Origin of the sequence: uncultured Oscillibacter sp. (assembly GCF_950073225.1) — a bacterium.
GTDB lineage: Bacteria > Bacillota > Clostridia > Oscillospirales > Oscillospiraceae > Oscillibacter.
The window spans coordinates 23,429-40,110 of sequence record NZ_CATMPS010000018.1 but is presented as its reverse complement, the minus strand read 5'-3'; the positions used below and the strand labels follow the sequence as shown (position 1 = coordinate 40,110).

Sequence of the window (16,682 nt, the reverse complement as noted above, 5' to 3'; positions counted from 1 at the left end):
GTATGCTGTGGCCAGCAAGAGATTCAGGAGGAACTTCCCATGGAAGACATGCTGAAAACCCTGACCCGGCGGAGCTTTGCCGCCAGCCGGGTACGGAACTGCGTCGCGGTGCTGGCCATCGCCCTGACGGCGGTGCTCTTCACCGCCATCACCACCATCGCCCTCGGCACGGCGGAATCCTTTACGCTGACCCTCCAGATGCAGAAAATGAGCCGGTCCGACGGCGAGGTCCGCTACATGACGGCGGAGCAGTTCCAGGCCCTGGGGCAGGCGGACTTCATCGAGACGGCGGGACTGCGGATGCCGGTGGCCTACCTCAGCAGCGCCGTCCGCCACAACATTGAGTTCAACGTCGAGGACGAAACCCAGGCGGAGCTGACCTTCTGCACGCCCACCCACGGCAGGCCGCCCGCCGCGCCCAACGAGGTGGTCGCCTCCGATCTGGCCCTGCGGGACCTGGGCGTGGAACCGGAAACGGGGGCAGAAATCACCATTGCGTTCACCGCTCACGGACAGGAATACGCGCTTCCCATGGTGGTCTCCGGCTGGTATGAGGCCCTGGGCAGTCAGCTGAGCGTTATGTGGGCCGGAACCGCCTTCCGGGATGCCCACCCGGAGATCTTCCGGTATACCTACCACGAGGACGGCGATATGGCCGGGACCTATTTCTCCGATTTTACCGCCCGCAGCACCCTGGGCCTGGAGAAGAAGCTCCGGGACCTGGTCTGTGACCTGGGCGGCGAGCCCGACGATCAGACGGCCCCCAACTATACCCCGGCCACCGTAAACCGGGCCACCAACGTCCGGCCCAGCCCCTTCCAGATTGCCGCGGTGGCGGCCTTTGCCGTGTTGTTCATGGTCTGCGGCTACCTGCTGATCTACAACGTGTTTGACCTCGCCGTCATGCAGGACATCCGCCGCTTCGGCCTCTACCGGACCATCGGCATGAGCCGCAGGCAGGTGCGCACGCTGATGAACCGGCAGGCCCTCTGGCTCAGCGGCATCGGAATCCCCCTGGGGATGCTGGGCGGTTTTTTCATTGGAAAGGCAGCCCTGCCCCTGATTATGAACACGGTTGCCACCGAGTACAAGTACCTATCCGCCGGCGTCTCCCCCTCTCCGGCGATCTTTCTGACAGCAGCGGCCCTGACGGCGCTGACGGTCTTTTGCAGCACCCGCAAGCCCATCCGGATTGCCGCCAGCACCCCGCCCATCGAGGCCTTCCGCTATGTGGAGAGCGGCGGCGGGCGGCGGGCCTCCCGCCGGAGCGCCCCGGGGGCCGGCATCCCCCGGCTGGCCTGGTCCAATCTGGGGCGGAACCGGCGCAGAACCGGGTTCATCGTGCTGTCCCTGATGCTGTGCGTGGTGCTTTTGAACTGCGCGGGCACGGCGGCAGACAGCATGGACGTGGAAAAGGAGACCGCCTTCATGATCCGGACGGATTTCGCCGTGGTGAATGTGGTCAGCGCCAGCAACACCAAAGGGTTTATGCGGCGCTCCGACGCGCTGCGGGCGGAGACCATCGCGGACATTGCCGCCCGCCCCGGCGTCACCGGCGGCTCGGCGATCTATAAAAACACGGCGGAGGACACCAACGTCACCTATGATTTCGGCCATCCCATGACGGGAGAGACTTTTGAGAATCCACACAGCGGCCTCACCTTCGGGATCGACCAGTACAGGAGCTTTGGCTTGGGAGACGACGGGCGCATGCTCTGCAATGTCTATGGGATGGAGGAAACCGCTCTGGCCCGGATGGATCTGCGGGAGGGAGAGACCGACGCCCATGCCCTCTTTCAAAAAATGTCGGCCGGCGAGGGCGTCCTGGTTGGCGTGCATGTGAACCGCGGGGACATGTCCCTGGTGCCGGAGCTGGATCTGGCGGATGTCGGCCAGCGCATCACCGTCTATAAAAACGGCGCGGCGGCAATGGAGCTGCCCGTGCTGGCAAAGGCAGCCCTCACCACAGACGATGTGGGGATTGGGTATACAGACGGCGGTCCCTATGCCATCGGCGGAGACGGCCTGACCCTATACCTCCCTGCCGGCGTTTACAAGGCGCTGTACGACGCCCCGGCGGTCTACAAATACTCCTTTAATGTGGAGGACGGATACGAGGCGGAGATGACGGCGTTTTTGGAGGACTACATGGAGACGGCCGATCCCGGCATGAGCTACCTCTCCGCCCAGGCCGCCCGGGAGAGTTCTGAGGCAACCCAGCGGATGATCCGCCTTGTGGGCGGATTCGTGGGGCTGATCTTCGGCCTCGCCGGAATCCTGAACCTGACGAATACACTCATCACCACGGTTCTCACCCGCCGCCGCGAGTTTGCCGCCATGGAGAGTGTGGGTATGACCCGGCGTCAGCTGACGGGCATGATGGTGTGGGAGGGCGTTTATTACGCGGCGGGGGCCTGCCTGCTGGGGCTGGTTCTGGCGGCGGCGCTGGATCTGACGCTGGTAAAAAGCATGGTGGACTCCATGTGGCAGTTTACCTTCCGCTTCACCCTGGCCCCCGCCCTGGCGGCCTGCGGCGTGCTGCTGGCGGTGTCCGCCGCTGTCCCGGTGCTGGCCCTGCGTTATTTCCACAAGGGCAGCATTGTGGAACAGCTCCGCGCCGCGGAGTGACATGATGACATGAAAGGAGACAGGTTATGGAGAGCATCTTAAAGGCCGTTGGCCTTAAAAAGTACTACGGCTCCGGCGACACCCAGGTCCGCGCCCTGGACGGCGTGGATCTGGAGATCGAACGGGGGAAGTTCACCGCCATCATCGGCACCTCCGGCAGCGGAAAATCCACTTTGCTGAATATGTTGGGCGGGCTGGACACCCCCACGGAGGGAAGCGTCCAAATCGGCGGCACGGAGCTGGCGCGGCTGGACCGGGAACAGGCCACCATCTTCCGCCGCAAGCAGATCGGCTTTGTCTTTCAAAACTATAATTTAATCCCGGTGCTGACAGTGTGGGAGAACATCGTATTCCCCCTCTCCCTGGACGGGCAGAAACCGGACCGGCCCTTTATCATGAAAGTGGCGGAGCTGCTGGGGCTGGAGGAAAAGCTGGACAGCCTGCCGGGGCATCTCTCCGGCGGCCAGCAGCAGCGGGTGGCGATCGCCCGGGCGCTGGCATCCAAGCCCGCCATCATTCTGGCGGATGAGCCCACGGGGAATCTGGATTCCAGGACCAGCGATGATGTAATGGGACTGCTGCAGATGAGCAGCCGGGAATTTCATCAGACCATTGTGATGATCACTCACAATCCGGAAATTGCGCAGATGGCAGACCGCATTGTGCGGATTGAGGACGGACGGATTGTGGCTTGAGGGGTGATGCGGCCGGTTTGCGGCATTGACCCAGGAACTGACCCAGAACGGGAAATTTCTCTGTGGCATCAGTGAAATGGGCAGCATGAAAGGCCATTTATATTCTGGACAAACAGCATCAAATGAAGCGGAAAGCGTTTGTTGTGGCCCCTCAGACAAGCTGCGGACCAGAAGACCGGGGGGAGCGAATCCCTCAGGGCGTACCAAAGCCACGGAAATTCATTGAATTTCCGTGGCTTTGTTCTTGCTTTCTGTACTTTTTTGGATGATTTAAGGAAGCGCTGATTTAATCCCCCGAATGGGAAGAATGGGTATCGCTGGTCGTCCCCCTCTATCCAACGATGTCCCGGACACCACGACCCTGCTGCACTTTCGGCATCTGTTGGAGGAGAAGGGCATCGGCAAGCTGTTTTTTGACGCAGTCAACCGCTGCCTGGAACGGGCTGGACGGATGATGCGGGGCGGCAGCATCGTAGACGCCACGCTGATCAGCGCACCCAGCTCTGCAAAAAACGCGGAGAAAAAACGGGATCCGGAGATGCACTCGGTGAAGAGGGGAAACCAGTGGCATTTTGGTATGAAGTGCCGCACCGGCGCGGATGCCGGGAACGGCTTTGTCCACACAGTGGAGGCCACCGCCGCCAATGTCCGCGGCGTCACTGCAGCGGCAAGGCTTCTGCGGGAAGATGATAAGGCGGTCTGCGGGGACAGTGCCTGCCTTGGGACAGAGAAACAGGAAGAAATCAGAAGCAATCCGCAGCTTTCTGCCATTGAATACCGCATCAACCGCAGGCCGGTTCCCCAGGGTTTCAGACAATGCCATTGACTGGGAGCGGTATATTGAAAACCGAAAATCTGCCGTACGCTGCAAGGTGGAGCATCCCTACAGGATTGTGAAGAACATTCGGGCTGTGACTGGAAAAGCGAGGAATTCTTCCCCCAATATGGTTCTTTATTGGACGTTTCCTTTACCTTCGTCTGTTTGCCTGGCTTTTACCTGCTTTCATCAGTGCTTCCTCAAGTATTCATCCGGATTGTATTCCGGAGCATAGGGCGGCAGGAAGAACACCTCAATTTTGTCCTTGTGGTGTTCCAGCCAGGACGCAGCAAGCTTGCCGTGATGGACTTTCAGATTGTCCAGGATCAGGAACACCTTCCTTTTGAAACACGAATCAGGCGCTCCATAAACCGGATCAGCCGCTGCTGGTTCATAGTGTCTTGGCAGAGCATAAAACGAACCTTGGACCGTGGTGAGATCTTCGCCCCTGCGGGGTTGACGCGAGATTACCACCAAAGGATTCTGCGGCTTCATATTTGGGAAAAGGAGGGAGAGGAGCCGGAGATGGAGTTCTTGGAGGCGGACTGCCTCCAGAGTCCCGATATGGCGGCATCTTCTGGGTTCCCGACCCGGTGGATCGACCCGAAAAATGAAATGGAGATGATCCGCCTTCTCTATGGCTCCCTGATGAAGGGATTGGGCAGGGCAGACGACGGAACGTTTTGTCTGCTGGATTTGGCAGAGGCGCGGCATTACTCCCAGATCGAGCTGCTGGCAAAGATGCTGTTCCTGTTTATTACCGGCTGGGGGGTGGAGGAGCTGAAAAAGCGGCCATGTTTCTTTGCGCTGATTCTTCCGGCGAAAGAGCAAATCTGGGAGTTTGTGCGGATATTCTCGATTTTTTACGATAAGCTGAACGGACGTCTGATGGAGGCCCAAATTGCCGTCTGTGTATACCCCGAGTTGGAGGATGCCCAAGGAGATACCGTCCAAAAGCGGGTCAAAGTGCCTGAGGTGGCCTTTTTCCTGGCGGGAGGCGCCTCCTCTGCCGCTTGGGTCACAGCCCGGACCTTCGCCTATTATATTACCTCCGAACTGAAAGGCCGGAAGTAATATGTGCCATGTTTTGCGGTTGCTGCTGTTTACAGCAGCGAGCAAAACGGCTTGAATCAAATGTATTATTTCCGAGCTTTAAGCTCTGAAATAATAAAAACAGTTCGGACACAGGCAAAACCCCGTCCGGCGGGAAGCTCCGCCGGGCGGGGAATTTCTTCGCGTTCACCTGAGAATCACGCGGCTGGGCTCGCGGGCGCTTTTTTACGGGAGGCGCACCGGCGGCGCTCACTCCGCCAGCTTCGCCAGTCCCGCGTCCGCCAGCTTCTGAAGGCTCATCAGGACGCCAAGCTTCGCGTGCTGCCAGGTGAGCCCCCCTGGGAAGTACACGGCGTAGGGCGGGCGGCCCACCGGCAGCTCCCTGAGAGAAAGCATAAAATGGAAATCTTTTCAAGGGCCCTTTTGCCCCTGGGGAAGATTGACAGCCGTCGAAACTCCCGGTATAATGTCGAATCAGAAGAAAAAATCCCCGGGCGCCTTGGCCCGGAGGCGGGAGGCCGGGAAACCATGGGAAAACGTTGGGCGGCGGGTGCGCTTTTGGCGCTGGCGCTTTTGTGGGCGGTCCTGGCCTCGCCCCCGGCGTGGGCTCAGGAGCGATCGGCGGGGAGAGAAGCTCTGGAAGAAAAACCGGAAGAGGAAACGGCCGGGGAGGGCCTGGAGGTAATGGCGATCGAAGAGCCCGCCGCCGTCCTGGAAGATTTGCGGGCCGTGGAGGCGGCGGGCGTTTCGGAAGAGGGACGGGACGCCGCCCGGTGGGCCCTTTACCGGGAGCTGCTGCCCCCGGGGGAGAAGGGGCGCTTTGACGGCGAAGAGCCGGTGAGCCGGGCCGGGGCGGTCCAGGCCCTATACCGTCTCAGCGGCATTTTGGTGCGGGTGGACGAGTGCCCGTACGCCGACGTGCCGGAGGAATATCAGGACGCCGTGGCCTGGGCGGACAGCGTGGGGGTCAGCGGCGGCGTGTCGGAGGGTCTTTTCGCTCCCGCTTCTCCGGTGACCCGGAGCCAGCTGGCGGTGATGCTCCACCGCTTCGCCGCCTGGCGCGGGGAGGATATGGAGTGCCGCCTGGCCGTCTCCTGGGAGGGGGGACAGGTCCCGCCTTACGCGGAGGAGGCGGTGAACTGGGTTTTGGAACGGGGCCTCTATGAGGGCATGACGGACCGCGGGCTCTACCCGGATCTTCCGGTGTCCCGGCTGCAATTGGCTTGTATTTTGGCGAGGCTCCAAAAGGACCGGGACTCGCTGGCGGGGGAATTGTCTCTTCCTGAGGGCGGAACCGTGAGCCTTTCCAGGCTGAAGCACGAGGAACTGGACCAGGCCATTGCCGGCGCGGCCCGCCGCCACGGGGCGGTGGGAGTCCAGGCGGCGGTCATTGAAAACGGGGCCGTCACCGACGTGTATCACTACGGCTGGGCGGTGCGGGGGAGCGTCCCCATGACGGACGGCCACAAGCTGCGCACCGCCTCCCTCTCCAAGGTGGCGGTGGGCCTCGCCGCCGCGCTGCTGTGGGAGGAGGGGGCCGTGGATTACGACGCGGACATCGGCGTGTACTGGGGCGTGGAGACGTGGAAGCCCGTCACCATCCGCTCCATGCTGAGCCACACCTCCACCCTGCTGAACAGCGAGAGCATCGCCTGGGACTACGCGGGCGTGAAGGCCCAGCTGAAGGGCCCCTCCGGCTACGGCGGGGGCGCGCCGGGGGATCTGCGGTATTGGAGCTATAACAACCACGCCTTCGGCGTCCTGGGCCAGACCCTGGAGCTGGCGGCGGGACGGTACTTAGACGACGTGCTGGAGGAGCGGCTTCTGGGCCCCATGGGAGCGGACGGCTCTTTCGCCGCCGGAGAGCTGAGGGAGCCGGAGCTGGTGACCCAGCTGTACCGGGGAAGCGCCCTGGGCCGCTCCGTGGGGAGCCAGCTGGGGGGCCGCCGGTGGAGCGCGCCGGGGGCCACGGGACGGCAGTTTGCCGGGGGTTTTACCGCCAGCGCTTACGACTGCGGGAAGCTGGCGGCCCTGCTGGCGGGGGACGGCTGTTTCGAGGGCGTGCGGCTTATGGAAGAGTCCTCTGTGGAGCTGATGGAGAGCTGTGAGGACCGGGCGATCTCCGGCGGGACGTATCAGGCCCTGCCCATGCGGCTGGGGTCCGGCCTCTACGGCCGGGAACGGCTTTATTACCACACCGGCAGCGCCTACGGCGTATACAACCTCCTCAGCTATGACCCGGACGCCGGGGACGGAGTGGTGGTGCTGACCACCGGGGCAGACGGGGGAAGGGACGAATACGGCATCTACGCCGTCTGCGGAGAAATCAGCCGGATATTGTATGAGGCCGTCGCCCAATGAGAAGAGCGGAAAAACGCCCCGGGAATTTCCCGGAGCGTTTTTTCTGCCTGCGGCTCAGAAGAGCTTTTTCAGCCCGTCCAGCTTGTCCCCCAGGCCGGAGGCGGCCAGCTTGGCCTTGATTCCCGTCACCAGGGGCTGGAGCTGCTCGTCGGGCAGATTCATGCCGGTGAGCTGCTCCAGCGCCTTCACAGGGTCCTTCTGAAAGCTTTGGAGGAGGGCCGGGTCCTTCTGGAGCTTGGAGACCAGCTCCTCAATAGTGGCTTTCACGTCGATGCTCATAGGTACGCTCCTTTTCATGTGCGCTGCGCCGGGAGGGCCCGGCGGCAAGTTTATCATAAAAAAATTGGGGATATTTGTCAATCCTTTTTGGGTGAAAACGGAGAAAATGCAAAAATTTGAAAATTTCTATTACATGTTTCCCCTAAAATGTGGTAAACTAAAGGAAAAGAAAATCAAAATTGCCGGGCCGGAACCCGGCGGAAGGGAGGAGCGATGTTTCAAGTCGGAGAGCTGGTGGTATACGGCTCCACCGGCGTGTGCCGGGTGGAGGGAGTCTCCAGGATGGACCAGCCCGGCGGAGACCGGGGCAAGCGGTACTATGTCCTCAAGCCCCTGTGGCAGGACGGGGTGATTTACGCCCCGGTGGACAGCGAAAAGGTGCCCATGCGCCCGGTGATCAGCCGGGAGGAGGCGGAGGCCCTTATTGACCGGATGCCGGCCATTCCGGCGGCGGCCTGCCGGGGCGGCACGCCCCAGGCCCTGGCCCAGCAGTACCAGTCCGCCGTCCGGGACGGGGGGCACCAGGCCCTGATTGAGATGATGAAGGCCATCCGGCACAAGCGGGGGATGGCGGAGTCCAAAAACCGCCGCCTGGGACTGGTGGACGAGCGGTATATGAAGCAGGCGGAGCGCCTGCTTTACGGGGAGCTGGCCACGGCGCTGGAGATTCCCTATGACCATGTGGAGGGCTATATTGCCGTCCGGCTGGAGGGCGCGGAGGAGTCCGCCGGATGAAAAACAGGGAGACGGGGAAGACCCGTCTCCCGCCGCGTTACCGGATGATTTCCCGCACCAGCCTTGCCGTCATTCCCCAGATGGCGCGGCCCTGATAGCGCCAGATGGGAATCTCCACCTGCCCGCGGCTCCAGGGGTAGTCCCGGGGGATGCCCACGGGGCCGTAGGGGAAGTCCTCCGGCACCTGGGGGACCAGCTCGTAACGCCGGAGGTCCGGCGGCGCCTCCCGGAAGAAGGCCAAGGGGACGGTGAAGGCCTCCGCCACCTCCGCCGGGGAGGGGCGCAGGGACTGAAGGCCCGCCTGGGACACCAGTCCCAGCACCGGCCGGAGGAGGAAGCCCCGCTGGTTACAGATAAAATCCGGCGTGCCCAGGAGGGTGACCGCCTCCCGGGGGATGGACAGCTCCTCCTCCGTCTCCCGCAGGGCGCAGTCCTGGGGCGTCTCCCCAGGCTCCATCCGCCCGCCGGGGAAGCAGACCTCCCCCCCTTGGGAGACTTGGGAGGACCGGACCTCGAAGAGGAGGCGGAGGCCGCCCTCCCCTTCGACGAGGGGGCAGAGGACGGCATAGCTCCGGGAGGCCCCCAGGAGGCCCGGCTCATGGCCCTGAAAGCGGCGGGCCAGCCGCTCCAGCTCCCCCGTCACAGCAGCATGGTCAGCGCCTGGCGGCGGTTTTCAATGTCCACCGCCGGGGCGCTGGGGGCGTACTCCCCGTCCAGGGACCAGGGAAGCTCCTCCTCCGTTTCAAAGTGAATGGAGGAGACGTGGCGGAAAACCAGGCCCTGGCTGTCGTACTGCTGGTTCAAAAGGGCGTGGACCAGGCTTTGGAGGTCCGCCGCCGTCTTGGGGCTGGGAATGAGCAGCATTTCAAACAGGCCGTCGTCCAGCACCACCCGCTCCGGGTTCAGCTTCATCAGCCCCCCGATGGAGGTGGAGTTGCACACCGCGCCGAAGAGGTATTCCCCGTCCAGCACCTCCCCGCCGGCGGTGAGGCGGACGTGGTAGGGCCGGAGGGTGCTCAGGTCCTTCATGCCCTCCAGGATATAGGCGAAGTGGCCCAGGGCGTTTTTGGCGTTTTGGGGGGCGGCGTAGCTGGACCGGGTGAAGGCCCCGAAGGAGGCCACATAGAGAAAGCTCCGCCCGTTCCAGAAGCCCACGTCCAAAAGCCGGGGAACGTTCCGGGCGATGGCGGCGGCGGCCTCCGCCGGGTCGCCGGAGATGCGGAGGCTGGCGGCGAAGTCGTTGGTGCTGCCCTGGGGCAGATAGCCCAGCAGCGGAGGGCGGCGGAGCTGGACCAGGCCGGAGACCACCTCGTTCAGCGTCCCGTCGCCCCCCACGGCCACCACCAGATCGTAGCGCCCGCCCTCCCGCCTGGCGGTTTCGGCGGCGTCGCCGGGGGCGGAGGTCACATGGATGGAGAGGAGATATCCCGCCAGGGAGAGGGCGGCGGCGGCGTCGAACAGGGGACCGTGGGACTTGCTTTTCCCGGCCCGGGGGTTGACGATCATCAGGAGCTTGCGGGGTTTCATGGGGCCCACCTCCAGAGAGAGTTTTGATTACCGTACAGTATAGCACAGCGCTTGTGAAATTACTGTTAAAATTGGCGGGGTTTCCCATGGGGCGGGAAAAAGAGGATTGCAATTCCCCCGGGCCCCGTGTAGAATGGGAGGAGAGAAAAAAGGAGGCGCGGGCCATGGAACGGAAAAACCATTACATCAGCATGGGGGTGTCGGCGTTTGTGACCGCCGCCGCCGTTTTGCTGTTTTACGACACCCTCTTCGGCGGCAAGGCCGTGCTGGCCCTGCTGGAGACCGTGCGGCCTATCCTCTACGGGGCCTTCATCGCCTATCTGCTGGCCCCTATGGTGAATTTCTTCGAGCGCCACCTCTTCCCGCCCCATCCGGAGCGGGAGCGGAAGCGCTCCCAGGCCATGCTGATTCGCACCGTGGGCATTCTGCTTGCCTGGCTGGTGGTGTGGTTCTTCTTCTACCTGCTGGCCTCCGTGCTGCTGCCGGAGCTGTATAAGAGCGTCCTTCAGCTCATCGCCAACGTGGATAAGTACTATCAGACCATCAGCGGCTGGGTGACCAGCCTGTCCAATCATCTCCTGGAGACCAACCCTGACCTGGCTCAGCAGATTGTGGAGAAGCTGGGGGACTATTTCCAGGACTTCGGCAAGTGGCTGTCGGGTTTGCTGCCCCAGCTTCAGACGGTGATGACCACCGTGTCCGGCGGCGTGTGGAGCGCGGTGAACTTTGTGATGGACCTGCTGGTGGGAATCATCGCCTCCGTCTATCTGCTGGCCACCAAGGAGCGCTGCGCCGCCTATGGCCGGAAGCTGGTTTACAGCCTCTTCCCCCAGGAGCAGGTGGGCCTGGTGCTCCGGGGGACCAAGCGGGCGGATACCATTTTCTCCGGCTTCGTCCGGGGGAAGCTGCTGGACTCCATCATCATCGGCATTTTGTGCTTTGTCTGCTGCTCCATCTTAAAGTTCCCTTACACGCCCTTGGTGTCCGTCTTCGTGGGCGTGACCAACGTGATCCCCTTCTTCGGCCCCTTCCTGGGGGCCATCCCCAGCACCTTCCTGATTCTGCTGGTCTCCCCCCGCCAGGCGCTGTATTTCGTGATATTCGTCCTGGCTCTCCAGCAGCTGGACGGCAACGTCATCGGCCCCAAGATTCTGGGAAACACCACCGGCCTTTCCAGCTTGTGGGTCATCATCGCCATTTTGGTGGGGGGCGGCTTCTTCGGCGTGGCGGGCATGTTCTTCGGCGTGCCGGTGTGCGCCTGCCTCAACAGCCTCATCAACTTCTTCGTGGACGCCCGGCTGCGGAAAAAGGGCCTCTCCCCGGACTCCGGGGAGTATGCCGCCGGAGGGGCCTATGGGCCCCGGCCGGAATAAGCGCCGGCCCCTTCCGCTCCGGTTCTTCCGGCCGCGCTTCAAGGGGGCGGGCGCGGCCCTGCGGATTTTCCGCCCCTGGGGGCGGGGGTAAAAAAATTAGGGAAAAGTTTGTGAAAACTATTGCAATCGTTTTTCCCGTCGTGTACAATACGGCCTTGGGGCCTCCGGGAGACCGGAGGGTCCCGGGGCTTTATTCATGAAGAGCCCGCAAAAGTGAATAGAGCCGAATTATTTTGTCCGGGCGGGACATTCCCCGTCCAGCGCTGACCCGGGGACGGGCAGCGACGAAAGGAAACAGACATGAAGCGGAAACTTTTGGAGATTCTCCTCCTGCTGGGGCTTTTGTGCGCCGTACTCTGCGGATGCAAAGACGGCAGCGCGGCCCAGACGCCGGAGGACGAAAGCGGCTCCAACGAACCGGCGGCGCAGCCCGCGGCGGATCATCCCAACGAGATCACCGTCGGCATCGCCCAGGACCTGGACGAGAGCCTTGACCCCCACAAAGCGGTGGCGGCAGGGACCAAGGAGGTCATGTTCAACGTATTCGAGGGCCTGATGAAGCCCACCCCGGAGGGGGATTTGATCCCCGCCGTGGCGGAAAAGTATGAAATTTCCGACGACCAATTGACCTATACCTTTACCATCCGGGACGGGATCAAGTTCCACAACGGCGACCCCGTGACGGCGGAGGACGTGGGCGAGTCCCTGGCCCGCTGCAAAAATGGCGGCGACGGCATTTTTGAGGTGGAGGCGTTTTCCAATATTCAACACATGGAGACGGCGGACAGCCGGAGCATCTCCATCACCCTGGGAGAGCCCGACAGCGAGTTTTTGTCCTATCTGACCACGGCGGTTCTCCCCGCGGGCTATGACGGGCAGGATACCGCCCCCGTGGGCACCGGGCCCTTCAAATTCGTCTCCCGGGCCGCTCAAGATAACATCGTCCTGGAGCGCTTTGACGATTACTGGGGCGAGAAAGCGTATCTGGATAAAGTCACCTATAAGATCATCGAAAACGCGGACAGCATCCTCATGAGCCTCCAGAGCGGGGCGGTGGACCTGTTCGCCCACCTGACCAGCACCCAGGTGGCCCAGCTGGGGGACGAGTTCAACATCGAAGAGGGCACTATGAATCTGGTTCAGGCCATGTATCTGAACAACGCCGTGGCCCCCTTCGACGACGTGCGGGTCCGCCAGGCCCTGTGCTACGCCATCGACCGCCAGCAGATTCTGGACCTGGCCTTTGACGGCTACGGAAGCCTCATCGGCTCCAGCATGTACCCCGCCTTCGGGAAGTACTTCGACGACTCCCTGACCAATTACTATACCTACGACGTGGAGAAGGCCAAGGCCCTCCTGGCCGACGCGGGCTATCCCGACGGCTTTGCCATGACCATCACCGTGCCCTCCAACTACCAGCCCCACCTGGACACCGCCCAGGTTATCGTGGAGCAGCTGAAGCAGGTGGGCATCACCGCCGAAATTCTCCCCGTCACCTGGGAGAGCTGGCTCAACGACACCTACATGGGCCGGCAGTTCCAGGCCACCGTGGTGGGCGTGGACGCCTCCACCATGACGGCCCGGGCCCTGCTGGAGCGGTTTACCTCTACGGCGGGTAATAACTTTATCAATTATAACAACGCGGAGTATGACGCCATCTTCCAGGCGGCCATTGCCGCGGCGGACGACGCCGCCCAGACGGCGGCCTACAAACAGGCGGAGGCCAATTTGACGGAGAACGCCGCCAACGTGTACATCCAGGATCTGGCCGATCTGGTGGCGATCCGCAAGGGCCTCACGGGCGTGCGGTTCTATCCCATCTACGTGCTGGATCTCAGCGGCATCCGGTATACGGACTAATTTCAAAAACGAGAGAGCAGAGTGTGAAGAGCGAAATCTTCACGCTCTGCTCTCCGCGCCTTTCAGAGGGGTACTTGCTGATGAAATACGCGTTGAAACGGGCCGCGGCGGGGCTGGCGACCATCTTGATCGTCTCCTTCCTGACCTTTGCGGCCTTCTCTCTCATCTCCGGCGACACCGCCACCGCCATGCTGGGCACCTCGGCCACGCCGGAGCGCCTGGCGGCCCTCCGGGCAGAGCTGGGGCTGGACCGGCCCCTGCTGGTCCGGTACGGCGAGTGGCTGCTGGGCTTTTTCACCGGGAACCTGGGGGTTTCCACCAGCTATAAGCAGCCGGTGTGGGAGATCCTGGGGGCGAAGTTTCGCCTGACCCTGTGCCTGAGCCTGCTGAGCTTTGTCCTGATTACGTCGGTGTCCATCCCCCTGGGGCTCTGGTCCGCCGGGCGGAGGCGGTTCGAGGGGGCCCGGACGGCCCTGAACCAGCTGGGCATGGCGGTGCCGTCCTTCTTCACGGGGATTCTGCTGTCCTGGGTCTTCGGCGTGGGGCTGAAGTGGTTCATGCCGGGGCAGTTTCCCGACGGGAAGGAGGACTTCGCCGGGGCGGCGGTGTATCTGTTCTTTGCCGCCGTGGCCCTCTCCATTCCCCGCATCGCCATGACGGTGCGGATGCTCCGCAGCACGGTGCAGGAGGAATTGGGGAAGGACTATGTGCGCACCGCCATTTCCCGGGGAAACGACCGGGGCCAGGTCCTGCGGCGGCATGTGCTGAAAAACGCCCTGCCCCCGGTGGTCACCTTCCTGGCCCAGACCATGGCGGAGATTGTGGCGGGGAGCATTGTGGTGGAGCAGGTCTTTGTGATCCCCGGCCTGGGGCGGATGCTGGTGACCTCTATCGCGGGCCGGGACTACCCGGTGGTCCAGGCCATTGTGGTGATCCTGGCCTTCTGGGTGGTGCTGGCGGGGACGGCGGCGGATCTAATCAATCAGCGCATCGATCCCCGGCTCCGGATAGGAGGTGCGGCATGAAACGGCGAAACGGCTTTTTAACCGCCGGGCTGGTCCTGACCTGCGCCCTGGCGGCGCTGATCCTCCTGGGCTTTTTCTGGACGCCCTACGACCCCAACGCCATGGCGGCGGGGCCCAAGTTCGGCGGGCCCTCCCCGGCCCACTGGATGGGCACGGACAACTTCGGCCGGGACATTTTCAGCCGGGTCCTCAAGGGCGCCGGGGCCACGGCCTCCATCGCCCTGGCGACGCTGGCCATCGGGGCGGTCTGCGGGTGCCTGGCGGGGGCTCTGACGGGCTGCTTCGGCGGGCCGGTGGACGAGCTTTTGATGCGTCTCAACGACGCGCTGACGGCCTTTCCCAACATCCTCCTGGCCCTGGTGGTGATCTCCTTGCTGGAGCCGGGGAAGAAGATCAACGTCATTCTCGCCCTGGGGCTGGTGTTCATCCCCAGCTTTGCCCGGGTGACCCGGACGGCCTTCGCCTCCCTCCGGGACGTGAACTATATCAAAAGCGCCCGGCTGATGGGAGCGTCGAATCCCCGGATTCTGGCAATCCACATGCTGCCGAACACGGCGCCGGTGCTGCTGCCCGCCCTGACGATCGGCTTTAATAACGCGGTCCTGGCGGAGGCGTCCATGAGCTTTCTTGGCATCGGCGTGACGCCGCCGGACGCGTCTCTTGGCTATATGCTCTCCGAGGCCCAGGGGATGCTCTTCGCCGCCCCCTGGTACGCCGCCGGGACGGGCCTTGTGATTGTGCTGATGGTGTTCAGCGTGGGCCTGCTGGGCGAGGGCCTGCGGCGGCAGGACAAGGGGGTGCTGTGATGCTGGAGATACGGGACCTTCATGTGAAGTTCCCGGGCCGGGACCGGGAGGCCGTGGCCGGGGTGTCCCTCTCCATCCGGGCGGGGGAAATCCTGGGCCTGGTGGGGGAGTCCGGGTCCGGGAAGACCGTTACCGCCATGAGCGTGGCGGGCCTGCTGCCCCGGAAGCAGTGTGATTATTCCGGGGAGATTCTCCTGGACGGGAAGGAGCTGCTCCACGCGGACCGGGCGGAGCTGCGGAACATCCAGGGCCGGGAGATCGGCGTGGTGTTCCAGGAGCCCCAGAGCGCCCTGGACCCCCTGATGAAAATCGGCCCCCAGGTGGAGGAGGTCCTCCGGGTCCACACCAAACTGGGCCGGGAGGAGTGCCGCCGCCAGGCGGTGGAGGCCATGGCGGCGGTGGAGCTGCCGGAGGCGGAGGCGGTGTATGAAAAGTACCCCCACCAGCTCTCCGGGGGTATGCTTCAGCGGGCCATGATCGCGGCGGCGGTCATCGCAAAACCCAAGCTTTTGCTGCTGGACGAGCCGACGACGGCCCTGGATGTGACCATCCAGGCACAGATTCTGGAGCTTTTAAAGAGGCTGAACCGGGAGTCCGGCGTGTCCATGCTCTTCATCTCCCACGACTTGAACGTGGTGCGGAAGCTCTGCGGCCGGGTGGCGGTGATGCAGCGGGGGCTGCTGGTGGAGGAGGGGGAGGCCCAGGAGGTCTTTCATCACCCCCATCACCCCTATACCCGGCGGCTCATCGCCGCCATCCCCACGAGAAAGCGGAAGGAGGGCGGGGCATGAACGAGCTGGTGTTATCCCTGGACCATGTATACAGCGGCTACAGCGACGGCGCCGGCCCCTTCGGCAGGCGGACGCGCCAGGAGGTCCTCCACGACGTGACCTTCGACGTGCGCCACGGGGAGATTCTGGGCCTGGTGGGCGAGTCGGGGACGGGAAAGTCCACCCTGGCGAAAACCATCCTGGGGATGGTGAAGCCTGACCGGGGGACCGTGACCCACTACACGAAGCGGCCCCAGATGATTTTCCAGGACCCCTACAGCTCCCTCAACCCCTTTTACAGCGTGGAGTGGACCCTGGAAGAGCCCCTGCGGGTCTACGGGAAGTACAATAAAGCGGAGCGGAAGCTCCGGGTCCGGGAGATGCTGGAACGGGTGGAGCTGCGGCCGGAATGTCTGGGGGCGAAGCCCTCGGAGCTCTCCGGGGGCCAGCGCCAGCGGGTCAGCATCGCCGCGGCGCTGATCCGGCGGCCCAAATTCCTGATTGCCGACGAGCCGGTGTCCGCCCTGGACGTGACCATCCAGGCCCAGATTCTGGATTTGCTCCGCTCCCTCCGGCGGGAGCTGGATTTGAGCTACCTGTTTATCTCCCACGATTTGAACGTGGTCTACCAGCTCTGCGACCGGGTGCTGGTGATGAAGAGCGGCCGCATCGTGGAGCAGGGGACCGTGGACGAGATTTTTGACCATCCCAAGGAAGACTATACCAAGCAGCTTCTGGCTGCCGCGGAGTGAC

At 63.1% G+C, this 16,682-nt stretch carries 17 protein-coding genes; 12 read left to right on the top strand and 5 right to left on the bottom strand.

The features are described 5' to 3' along the window. The first annotated feature begins 39 nt into the window (after window positions 1-39). The 3 genes from Q1M04_RS10040 to Q1M04_RS10030 all read left to right on the top strand — a co-directional run bounded on the left by Q1M04_RS10040 (window position 40) and on the right by Q1M04_RS10030 (window position 4,149). Window positions 40-2,628 carry an ABC transporter permease gene (locus tag Q1M04_RS10040; RefSeq protein WP_297998442.1) on the top strand — a complete coding sequence of 863 codons (2,589 nt, stop codon included), beginning with the start codon at window positions 40-42 and terminating at the stop codon, window positions 2,626-2,628. Window positions 2,629-2,654: 26 nt separating this feature from the next. Then, window positions 2,655-3,323: an ABC transporter ATP-binding protein gene (locus tag Q1M04_RS10035; protein ID WP_297998444.1), complete on the top strand. Its 669-nt coding sequence runs from the start codon at window positions 2,655-2,657 to the stop codon at window positions 3,321-3,323. 307 nt (window positions 3,324-3,630) lie between these two features. Continuing rightward, complete coding sequence (locus Q1M04_RS10030; RefSeq protein WP_300346408.1) at window positions 3,631-4,149, top strand: transposase; 519 nt, start codon at window positions 3,631-3,633, stop codon at window positions 4,147-4,149. Between the two features lie 180 nt (window positions 4,150-4,329). Here Q1M04_RS10030 and Q1M04_RS10025 read toward each other — a convergent pair whose 3' ends face one another. Beyond that, window positions 4,330-4,614: a transposase gene (locus Q1M04_RS10025; protein ID WP_300447605.1), complete on the bottom strand. Its 285-nt coding sequence runs from the start codon at window positions 4,612-4,614 to the stop codon at window positions 4,330-4,332. A 51-nt stretch (window positions 4,615-4,665) separates the two neighbouring features. Between Q1M04_RS10025 and Q1M04_RS10020 the strand changes: the two genes are divergently transcribed. Then, window positions 4,666-5,214, top strand: a complete 549-nt coding sequence (locus Q1M04_RS10020) for a hypothetical protein (protein WP_297998447.1) — start codon at window positions 4,666-4,668, stop codon at window positions 5,212-5,214. A 228-nt stretch (window positions 5,215-5,442) separates the two neighbouring features. On the opposite strand, the gene Q1M04_RS10015 is transcribed toward Q1M04_RS10020, so the two are convergent. After that, window positions 5,443-5,589, bottom strand: coding sequence for a hypothetical protein (locus tag Q1M04_RS10015; RefSeq protein WP_297998494.1), 147 nt, complete (start codon window positions 5,587-5,589; stop codon window positions 5,443-5,445). 132 nt (window positions 5,590-5,721) lie between these two features. Here Q1M04_RS10015 and Q1M04_RS10010 point away from each other — a divergent pair, with 132 nt between their 5' ends. After that, a complete protein-coding gene (locus Q1M04_RS10010) occupies window positions 5,722-7,554 on the top strand; it encodes a serine hydrolase (RefSeq protein WP_297998450.1) in 1,833 nt (610 codons plus the stop codon). A gap of 54 nt (window positions 7,555-7,608) precedes the next feature. Here the strand turns inward: Q1M04_RS10010 and Q1M04_RS10005 are convergent, their stop codons facing one another. Beyond that, window positions 7,609-7,833, bottom strand: a complete 225-nt coding sequence (locus tag Q1M04_RS10005; protein WP_204790656.1) for a hypothetical protein — start codon at window positions 7,831-7,833, stop codon at window positions 7,609-7,611. 213 nt (window positions 7,834-8,046) lie between these two features. Here Q1M04_RS10005 and Q1M04_RS10000 point away from each other — a divergent pair, with 213 nt between their 5' ends. After that, window positions 8,047-8,568 carry a CarD family transcriptional regulator gene (locus Q1M04_RS10000; RefSeq protein ID WP_293279353.1) on the top strand — a complete coding sequence of 174 codons (522 nt, stop codon included), beginning with the start codon at window positions 8,047-8,049 and terminating at the stop codon, window positions 8,566-8,568. 37 nt (window positions 8,569-8,605) lie between these two features. Here the strand turns inward: Q1M04_RS10000 and Q1M04_RS09995 are convergent, their stop codons facing one another. Both Q1M04_RS09995 and Q1M04_RS09990 read right to left on the bottom strand, forming a co-directional pair. Beyond that, the gene (locus Q1M04_RS09995) at window positions 8,606-9,211 is read right to left on the bottom strand and encodes a CoA pyrophosphatase (protein ID WP_297998453.1); all 606 of its coding nucleotides are present in this window, start codon (window positions 9,209-9,211) and stop codon (window positions 8,606-8,608) included. After that, window positions 9,208-10,095: a diacylglycerol kinase family protein gene (locus tag Q1M04_RS09990; RefSeq protein ID WP_297998455.1), complete on the bottom strand. Its 888-nt coding sequence runs from the start codon at window positions 10,093-10,095 to the stop codon at window positions 9,208-9,210. The genes Q1M04_RS09995 and Q1M04_RS09990 overlap by 4 nt, the downstream gene beginning before the upstream one ends. Before the next feature lie 164 nt (window positions 10,096-10,259). On the opposite strand from Q1M04_RS09990, the gene Q1M04_RS09985 reads away from it, so the two are divergent. From Q1M04_RS09985 to Q1M04_RS09960, 6 genes are all read left to right on the top strand, one after another. Then, entirely contained in the window at window positions 10,260-11,468 is a 1,209-nt protein-coding gene (locus Q1M04_RS09985) for an AI-2E family transporter (protein WP_297998457.1), read from the top strand. A 300-nt stretch (window positions 11,469-11,768) separates the two neighbouring features. After that, window positions 11,769-13,328: an ABC transporter substrate-binding protein gene (locus tag Q1M04_RS09980; protein WP_297998459.1), complete on the top strand. Its 1,560-nt coding sequence runs from the start codon at window positions 11,769-11,771 to the stop codon at window positions 13,326-13,328. Between the two features lie 80 nt (window positions 13,329-13,408). After that, entirely contained in the window at window positions 13,409-14,353 is a 945-nt protein-coding gene (locus Q1M04_RS09975) for an ABC transporter permease (RefSeq protein ID WP_297998461.1), read from the top strand. Beyond that, complete coding sequence (locus Q1M04_RS09970; RefSeq protein WP_204790663.1) at window positions 14,350-15,159, top strand: ABC transporter permease; 810 nt, start codon at window positions 14,350-14,352, stop codon at window positions 15,157-15,159. Before Q1M04_RS09975 ends, Q1M04_RS09970 begins: the two co-directional genes overlap by 4 nt. Then, complete coding sequence (locus Q1M04_RS09965; protein ID WP_295758116.1) at window positions 15,159-15,950, top strand: ABC transporter ATP-binding protein; 792 nt, start codon at window positions 15,159-15,161, stop codon at window positions 15,948-15,950. Before Q1M04_RS09970 ends, Q1M04_RS09965 begins: the two co-directional genes overlap by 1 nt. Next, window positions 15,947-16,681 (top strand): ABC transporter ATP-binding protein, encoded by a 735-nt coding sequence (locus Q1M04_RS09960; RefSeq protein ID WP_297998463.1) that lies wholly within the window; start codon window positions 15,947-15,949, stop codon window positions 16,679-16,681. Before Q1M04_RS09965 ends, Q1M04_RS09960 begins: the two co-directional genes overlap by 4 nt. The last annotated feature ends 1 nt before the right edge of the window (window position 16,682 follow it).